8 protein-coding genes are annotated in these 8547 nt (G+C 32.9%); all 8 read right to left on the bottom strand.

Going from position 1 to position 8547, the window contains the following annotated elements; all coding sequences use genetic code 11:
- Nucleotides 1-357 precede the first annotated feature (357 nt).
- Entirely contained in the window at nt 358-960 is a 603-nt protein-coding gene (locus U472_RS01425; protein ID WP_068714772.1) for a class I SAM-dependent methyltransferase, read from the bottom strand.
- On the bottom strand, nt 921-2171 hold the full coding sequence (locus U472_RS01420) for a putative glycoside hydrolase (RefSeq protein ID WP_245684710.1): 1251 nt from the start codon (nt 2169-2171) through the stop codon (nt 921-923). The genes U472_RS01425 and U472_RS01420 overlap by 40 nt, the downstream gene beginning before the upstream one ends.
- Before the next feature lie 164 nt (nt 2172-2335).
- Complete coding sequence (lysS, locus tag U472_RS01415) at nt 2336-3808, bottom strand: lysine--tRNA ligase (RefSeq protein ID WP_068714770.1); 1473 nt, start codon at nt 3806-3808, stop codon at nt 2336-2338.
- Nucleotides 3809-3855: 47 nt separating this feature from the next.
- Nucleotides 3856-4332: a transcription elongation factor GreA gene (greA, locus tag U472_RS01410; RefSeq protein WP_068714768.1), complete on the bottom strand. Its 477-nt coding sequence runs from the start codon at nt 4330-4332 to the stop codon at nt 3856-3858.
- A gap of 132 nt (nt 4333-4464) precedes the next feature.
- Nucleotides 4465-5535, bottom strand: a complete 1071-nt coding sequence (locus U472_RS01405; RefSeq protein ID WP_068714766.1) for an SDR family NAD(P)-dependent oxidoreductase — start codon at nt 5533-5535, stop codon at nt 4465-4467.
- Nucleotides 5536-5622: 87 nt separating this feature from the next.
- A complete protein-coding gene (locus tag U472_RS01400; protein WP_068714764.1) occupies nt 5623-6537 on the bottom strand; it encodes a quinate 5-dehydrogenase in 915 nt (304 codons plus the stop codon).
- 107 nt (nt 6538-6644) lie between these two features.
- Nucleotides 6645-7613 carry a tRNA dihydrouridine synthase DusB gene (dusB, locus tag U472_RS01395; RefSeq protein ID WP_068714783.1) on the bottom strand — a complete coding sequence of 323 codons (969 nt, stop codon included), beginning with the start codon at nt 7611-7613 and terminating at the stop codon, nt 6645-6647.
- 147 nt (nt 7614-7760) lie between these two features.
- Nucleotides 7761-8531 (bottom strand): type III pantothenate kinase, encoded by a 771-nt coding sequence (locus tag U472_RS01390; protein WP_068714762.1) that lies wholly within the window; start codon nt 8529-8531, stop codon nt 7761-7763.
- Nucleotides 8532-8547: the final 16 nt, after the last annotated feature.

Below are 8547 nucleotides of genomic sequence, written 5' to 3'. Positions count from 1 at the left end.
CTAAGAGAATCTCTGTCAAGAAGTTTTTAAAAGATTTCTTAATATTCAACAAAAAGAATTATACCAACTTTCAAGTTGATTGTCAAGAGGAATTTTGAAATTTAAGCTAATTAACTATACTTAGTAATATAACTAACATTTTGATTAAGAAGCTATATATAGAACCCTCTTTTTTATAATTCTTGTGAACAACGTTTAATATAATAACATCTTAAATATAAGTTGTCAATACTTATTAACAACAAATTTGCATTACTCATTATAACCTCTAAAAATTAACTCTCATTTATTAAAGAAAAAATCTATACTTAATACTACAAAAACTGTAGATACTGAGTATAGACATCTTTTTTATCTTTATTTACATAAAGCGACCATTAGATAGTAATCTTTACCTTTAATCGGCTTTTCTATGGTCTTATCACATTGGCAATACAAATCTATTTCTGAAAATAAACCTAATACTTCTCTAAATTCTTCTTCAGTATATTGTCTATAGTGATATGGATTAACACATTCAAAGTCTCTACCTCTTCCAAAAGGAGTGGATATAATCAATAAACCATCTTCCTTTAATAAACTTTTTAAATTATTAACAAAAGTGTAATCATCTTTAATATGCTCTATTGTTTCCATACTAACAATAGTATCAAACTTACCTATTTCATCACAGAGACCCTCATCATTAACATCTCCTACTAAAAAACTATTCCAAGGATACTTATATACCCTTTTTGCATATTCAATTGACTCTTCATCTATATCTACTCCTACTATCTCATCAATCCCTTCACCCATTGCCATTAAAATTTCGCTTCCATACCCTACTCCACAGGCGATATCTAAAACCCTTCCCCTAGCAAATCTACTAGCAAATTTATATCTAGCTATATGTTCAATCACTAAACCATTTCTAGGATTCATCTCTTCTGGAATAACTCGCTCCCCTGTAAATTCCATCTTTCTTCCATTCCCTTCTTACTATCATCTTTTACTGCACTAATTGTATAAATTGATCTAGGGTTCCATAATAACCAACTAGATATCTGATTATCCTTTACGGCTTTTATCTGTTCCTTAACTTCTTTATCTGTATATATATGTCTTAAAGAAAAATCTTGTAACCAAGGTCTTAATTTATAACTCTTATCTCCCAACTTCTCTCTAGCATCTTCTAAGCTTTCAAAAATTATATCATATGGATTACTATCAGGATTATCTATTCCATAGAATCCCGAACTATAATGAGAAGGATAAATCATTGGTGATAGATAATCTACATAATCTACTAATCTTGTAATATCCTGTCCTATCTTTAAATCACCTTTAGCGGTTGTAGTTAAGCCAAATACATCTGCAGAAATCAAAACATTATATTTTTTTAACCTCTCATTAGCAAACTTCAAAAAACCTACTATAGCATCTGTTCTTGACTTATTCTCTTCTGTTTTGATAATCAACTTACTATTTACTGCCAAAGTAGGGAATCTAATATAATCAAACTGAATCTCATCTAATCCTAATTTAACTGCTTGTTCTGATATCTTTATATTATACTCCCAAACCTCTTTTGAATAAGGACTAACCCAAACATCACTGTTAATTATAGTTTCATTATCACTAGCTGATATATATTTCAAAGAATATTTCGAATCTTTATTAGCTAAAACAGGGTCTTTAAAAACGGCTAACCTTCCAATAACATATATACCCTTTTTATGAGCTTTATCTATTAACTCTTTCAGCCCGTTTTCAAACAACTGTGAAATATCTCTCTGATTCTTAGAAAAGATAATACGACCTGTTACATCCTTTAGATCAACTACAATAGAGTTCAAATTACTCTCTTCAACCTCTTTTATCAAATTATCAGTCTTTCTTTCATTGCCTACTACCCAACCATTTATATATATACCTCTAACATCTTTAGAATAAGTATAATGAGGAGATACTAATTCCTCCTTACTTAAACTATAATCTCCTTTATCCCTGACAGGAAAATTGAGAGTAATCCTATTAGATATAAGGGATTTTTGATCCATATTAATTTGACTATAATCTTCTAAATCTAAATTACTTTTATACTCCAACACAAATCCCGCATCAACATTAAAAGAAAATAATAAAGCTAAAAACAATGTCGTTACAATTACTGCTATTTTTTTTAACACTCTCAACACCTCTTATTATTTAGCAATTGTCTCTAATTATTATCCTAAATCTTATTATAACATATGTTAGAGGTGCTTTTTATATAAATTTATTAGATAAAAAAACAAAAAGAGGTGGAGATACCACCTCTTGAAGAAGAATCTATAAAATACTAAAGATATTCTTATTTTACCTCTGGTCTTAAATGAGGGAAGAAGATAACCTCTCTAATAGATGGTGAATCTGTTAATAACATGATTAATCTATCTATTCCAATCCCTAATCCTCCTGCAGGTGGCATTCCATACTCCAATGCCCTAATAAAGTCTTCATCCATCATATGAGCTTCATCATCTCCTGCTTCTCTTTGGGATACTTGAGCTTCAAACCTTTTCTTTTGATCAATTGGGTCATTAAGCTCAGAAAAAGCATTAGCTATCTCATTTCCTGCGATAAACAATTCAAATCTATCTGTAAAATCAGGATTATTTGGATTACGTTTAGCCAATGGAGATACTTCTACAGGATATTGTGTGATAAATGTTGGTTGGATTAATTTGGCTTCTACAAACTCTTCAAAAAATTCATTTATAATCTCCCCAACAGATGTCTTATCATCAACGTTAACACCTTTTTCTTTAGCTAAAGCCTTTGCTTTCTCTACTGTACTTACTTTAGAGAAATCAACTCCAGCATATTTCTTAATAGAATCAACCATAGTTATTCTATCCCAATTACCCAAATTAATTTCTAAACCATCATATGAAATCTCTAAAGTTCCTAATACATCTTGAGCAACTGTTTTAATTAAATCTTCAGTGATATCTATCATATCTTCATAATCAGCATAAGCCTCATATAACTCCAAAGAAGTAAATTCTGGATTATGTTTAGTTGATAGCCCTTCATTTCTCATATTCTTACCAAGTTCAAATACCTTTTCAAATCCACCAACTAATAATCTCTTTAGATAAAGCTCTGGTGCAATTCTCATATATAAATCGATATCCAAAGCATTGTGATGGGTTACAAAAGGTCTGGCAGATGCTCCACCAGCAATTGGATGCATCAGGGGAGTTTGAACCTCTAAGAAACCTTTTTCTTCTAAATAACTTCTGATCTTATGTAAAATCCGACTTCTTAAAATAAATTTCTCTTTTACTTCAGGGTTTACTACTAAATCAACATATCTTTGGCGATATCTTAGCTCAACATCCTTTAAACCATGCCATTTCTCTGGTAATGGCCGTAAAGATTTAGACAATAATTTAAAGCTCTTAACTCTAATGCTAATTTCTCCACGTCTAGTTTTAAAGACAGTACCTTCTACTCCAACATGGTCACCGATATTTAGACTAGTAAATAACTCATAAAGCTCTTCACCAAGTTTATTCTGTTGAGCGTAAACTTGAACCCTTCCAGACATATCCACAATATCTGCAAAAGAAGATTTGCCATGGTTTCTAAAGGCCATGATACGACCAGCAGCCTTAATAACCTTATCTTCTGCTTCTAACTCTTCAAAATTCTCTAATATATCCGCTACTATATCCTCACGGTTAAACTCATTACTATAAGCTTCAATCCCTGCCTCATTCAAATCATCTAATTTTTTACGACGTTCCATCATCAACTCATTTAATTCATTTTCTACCATAACCTCTATACCCCCAAGTTTCATAAATTTATTACTATTTAAATTATTTATTTTTCAATTGATAATATTTCAAATTTTACTGTTCCTACTGGTACTTCAATCTCAACAGTATCTCCAACTTTATGACCAATTAAGCCCTTCCCAATTGGAGAAACATTAGAAATTCTATTTTCATCTGGATCGACTTCAGTAGGACCTACAATTTTAAACTCCTCTTCCTCATCAAACTCTAGATCTTTAACTTTAACTGTAGTTCCCAAGCTTACTTTACCAGTATCAATGTTTTCTGTATTTATAACTTCGGCATTCTTTAACATCTGCTCTAATTCTCTAATTCTTCCTTCAATAAAGGCCTGTTCATTCTTAGCATCATCGTATTCTGAATTCTCACTAATATCTCCCAATGCTCTTGCTTCTTTAATTCTTTTGGCAATCTCTTTCCGTTTAGGCCCTCTAAGGTGTTGTAACTCTTCTTTTAATTTATCTAAACCCTCCTGAGATATAACAATTCTCTCCTCTTTCATCCTAGATACCCCTTTTCTTAAATTTTATAATATATTTATTATTTCAAAAATATAAAATAGTGTCAAGACATATTGACTTAACACTATTTATCCCACTTTAATAAATTATTATAATCCAACTTGTAAAAATTGTCAAGTAGAGCTAACTATTCTCCTCACTTTACTGACCTGTTGTAAAGTAACCTCTCTCTCTAAGCTTCTCAAACTTGATAATCTAAACCCATGCTTATCAGCTAAATTGCTGATTTCAATTACTTTTTCTAAATCTAACTCTGGTCCTAAGCTATAATTTTCATATCTTCCTTCTAAAGATAAGATCATAGTCTCTGCCATGCAAGCATAAGACGTACCTTTAGGAAAACCAAAATTCAAATTAAATTCAACTTCTCCTGGAACCTCTACTATCCCTCCATCTATAACTAAAATATCATCTCTTTTAAGTGCTATCTCTTCTGCAACATCACGAGGTCTAGCAATATCACAGACTATTGCTCCCGATTTCAATAGATTTACATCAATTAAACTATCTACTGAACTAGATACAGTCACTACAATATCTGCTTCTGGCAATAATCTATTTAAATCTGTACCAATTTCAACTTGAACATTATAATTATTCTTCAACTCACCAGCTAACTCCTTTAATTTCTCCTCTTTTCTAGCTACCAACATTAAATATTTATTATCTTTTGCTAATATTTTACTACAAGCTTTACCTATAGAACCAGTAGCTCCTACAATTAATATATTACTTCTTCCCATATCTATCCCCATGATATCACTTGCTAAACCAATTCCTTCTAATGCTGTAGCTACTGTATAACTATTACCTGTAGTCACTGGAATATTAAGAGCTTTAGCTACTGTAAGACCTTTATCTCCTACCACAGAAGTAAATGCACCCAATCCCACAATATCTGCACCTAGCTCTTCTGCCTTTCTTCCAGCTCCAATAATCTTCTCTATAACATCTTCTGTTGGTAATTCAATCATCTGTCTAGCAGTTAAAGGACAACAGATAAACCACCCTTCGGCTTTAATAGCTTTAATTGATTCAACTCCTGTAATATGTGATGCCTTAAAGGGTGGTACTACCTTAAGCACATTCTCTAATAACCTATCAGAGAAGAATTTAGAGACAGGAAATTTTCTTGCTACATCACTGACATCAAGAGGGTGAATTATAAACCCAAATTTCTTCATTAATTTGCCTCCTTATTATCACGATTCATTAATTTCTAACTACCAATATTACTAATTTGAATCTTATACCCTCATTTCTAGACGGAGTTATCTGATTAAATACCCCTGATTAAACTCTTCTACCCTTGGCTCAAAATCAATTTCACGTAATATATTTAGGTAATCTGAAACCCTTATCTCATCTAAGGGCTTATCTAGCAAGGTTACTAAGATTGCTTCCATCACATTAGTACCAAAAGAACGACCTCTAAACTCTGGTGTTGTTGTGATTAATTTACTTAACCCTCTCTCCTTTAATAACTCTATATCTGAGGGTGTGACTGTATTTGTAATTATTATTCTTTCTCCTAAATTTGCTGGTAAATATCTTTTTATATAATGAAAATCCCCTGCTATAATATCCGCCCACTCATAATATTTGCTATACTTATCTCTGATCTCTTCTTGCCTACTTCCTGTAGGGTATAGTAATTTAAAGGGTAATTTACTAACAATAGGCATAATAAACTGTGCTATATTATGTAATGTACCTAATGATTTAAGAGGAATAGGTATCCCCAATCCAAAGATTAAATCACCAATCAAGAGTTTAGCTCCAGTATCTTTAAGGGCTTCTGCCATTCCAAATCTATCTAAAGCACAAACCATTAAAATCCTTTTATCTTTTAAGTTAATTTTCTTGTTAACTTGCTTGATTGCCCTGCGCTCTAAAGTATTTTTTAATCCACTACCATCAACAATAGGTGTCTTATTGATATTTTTTATAATCTTCTTGGCATCTCTTAACAGATATCGTTTCTTACCTGCATAAAGGTATAAGTCTATTCCACCTAAACCAAAAGCATCTACCTTACCATCAAGATTATTAAACATCTTAATAGCCTTATCCATATCACCATCGGTACCTATCCGCTCAATAATGAACTGCTCTCCTAATATCTCCCGTTGTACCCGATGGTCTCTAGCAGAAGATCCTAAACTTATGCTTACTACTCTTTTCATATATTTCACCTCTTGAGGTTTAAAACTAAAGAACTCTCACTTTAATATGTGATAATAATTTTAAATTTATGTATAAAAGAAAAAAAAAGCTGACAATCTTTAGAATGTCAGCTCAACTTTTCTTGATACTCTCTTAATATTCTATTCATCACATTTACACTCTCTGTTTGATTTAAAAGATCTTTAATAGATGTGCAGTTTTTCAATCCCTTGATATACCAACTAGCATGTTTACGCATCTCTCTAACTGCTACATATTCCCCTTTATAATTAACTAAATTCTCCAAATGTACAATCGCTGTCTCTATCTTCTCTACTGGAGTAGGAAGAGGTAATAACACACCAGTTTTAAGATAATGAGAAGTTCTTTTAAATATCCATGGATTACCTTGAGCACCTCTGCCGATCATTACTCCATCACACTTTGTCATCTCAATCATCTTTAAAGCATCCTCTGGTTTAAAGATATCACCATTTCCTATTACAGGTATTGATACAGCTTCTTTAACTTGGGCTATAATCTCCCAATCTGCTTTACCACTGTAGAACTGACTTCTAGTCCTCCCATGAACTGCAATAGCTTTAGCTCCATTCTCCTCAGCAACTTGAGCTATCTCTACAGCATTGATACTATCTTGGTCCCAACCAGTTCTAATTTTAACGGTGACAGGCTTATTTACTGCCTCTACCATAGCTTTGATAACCTCTCCCAATAACTTAGGCTCCTTCATTAAAGCTGAACCATAGCCATTCTTAACTATTTTGGGGGTAGGACAACCTACATTTAAATCGATTATCTCTGGATTACTCTCCTCTTCTACCTTCTTAGCTGCTTGAGCCATCACTTCAGGATCATTACCAAATATCTGGAGTGAAACTGGTCTCTCTTCTTGAGCAACCTCCAACAGCTTCTCAGTCCTTTGATTCTCATAAACTAAACCATTGGCACTGACCATCTCTGTACAAACCAAGCCACATCCCATCCCTTTAACCAGCTTTCTATAAGGTAAGTCTGTGATACCAGCCATTGGTGCCAAAATAACTGGATTATCTATTATTACATCTCCTATCTTCAACAAAATCATCACCTCTTCTATGATTAATTGATGTACAAAGTTAAAAGGGAAACCTCAAAGTGTCCCCCTAATAATAGTAACAAGTAACAGGTGACGAGTGCCCAGTAAAAAGCTGGTTCCCCGTGACCCATCACTTGTTACTCGTCACTAATTGCTCCTATTCATCTTTTCAATAATTCTTAACCCTTCTAAAGTAAGGAATTCATTGACAATATTAACCTCTTCAGAACGGGGACTGATTAGCTCTGCTAAGCCTCCTGTAGAGATAACCTTAGCATCTTTAGCAAACTCCTCTTTCATCCTTCTAACTATTCCATCTACTTGCCCTACAAATCCGTATAGGATTCCTGACTGTAATGCATCATGAGTATTCTTTCCAATCACATTTTTAGGAAACTTTAATTCTATTTTAGGCAACTTAGCTGCTCTATCAAATAAAGCTTCAGTAGAGATACCTATTCCAGGAGCAATAACCCCCCCAAGATATTCGCCTTTAGCAGATAAGGCATCAAAGGTAGTTGCTGTACCAAAATCGACAATAATAGCTGGACCACTATATAATTCACTAGCTGCAACAGCATTTACTATTCTGTCAGCACCTACTTCTCTAGGGTTATCCATCTTAATATTAATTCCAGTCTTAACCCCTGGACCTATTACTAAGGCTTCTACCCCAAAGTACTTCATCGCTACCTCATCTAAGGTATTGATAATTGGGGGTACAACTGATGAAATAATAATCTTTTTGATATCCTCTAGCTTAAAACCATTACTCTCAAAAAGGTTAATCAGTAATATACCATATTCATCTACAGTCTTACCTTTGTCAGTGGAGATTCTCCAATCTATTAATAACTCATCATTCTGATATAATCCTAATACAATATTAGTATTACCCACATCAATAGCTAAAATCATCTTCTTTCTCTCCTTA

It is taken from the genome of Orenia metallireducens (assembly GCF_001693735.1).
Taxonomy (GTDB): Bacteria; Bacillota; Halanaerobiia; order Halobacteroidales; family Halobacteroidaceae; genus Orenia; species Orenia metallireducens.
The sequence above is the reverse complement of the archived record's forward strand: the minus strand, read 5'-3'. Positions and strand labels throughout refer to the sequence as shown.

Excerpts from the sequence above, each read along its gene's own strand:
- U472_RS01400 (WP_068714764.1), bottom strand. The coding sequence starts at position 6,537 with ATGAAAAGAGTAGTAAGCATAAGTTTAGGATCTTCTGCTAGAGACCAT.
- U472_RS01390 (WP_068714762.1), bottom strand. The coding sequence starts at position 8,531 with ATGATTTTAGCTATTGATGTGGGTAATACTAATATTGTATTAGGATTA.
- U472_RS01425 (WP_068714772.1), bottom strand. The coding sequence starts at position 960 with ATGGAATTTACAGGGGAGCGAGTTATTCCAGAAGAGATGAATCCTAGA.
- U472_RS01405 (WP_068714766.1), bottom strand. The coding sequence starts at position 5,535 with ATGAAGAAATTTGGGTTTATAATTCACCCTCTTGATGTCAGTGATGTA.
- greA (WP_068714768.1), bottom strand. The coding sequence starts at position 4,332 with ATGAAAGAGGAGAGAATTGTTATATCTCAGGAGGGTTTAGATAAATTA.
- lysS (WP_068714770.1), bottom strand. The coding sequence starts at position 3,808 with ATGGTAGAAAATGAATTAAATGAGTTGATGATGGAACGTCGTAAAAAA.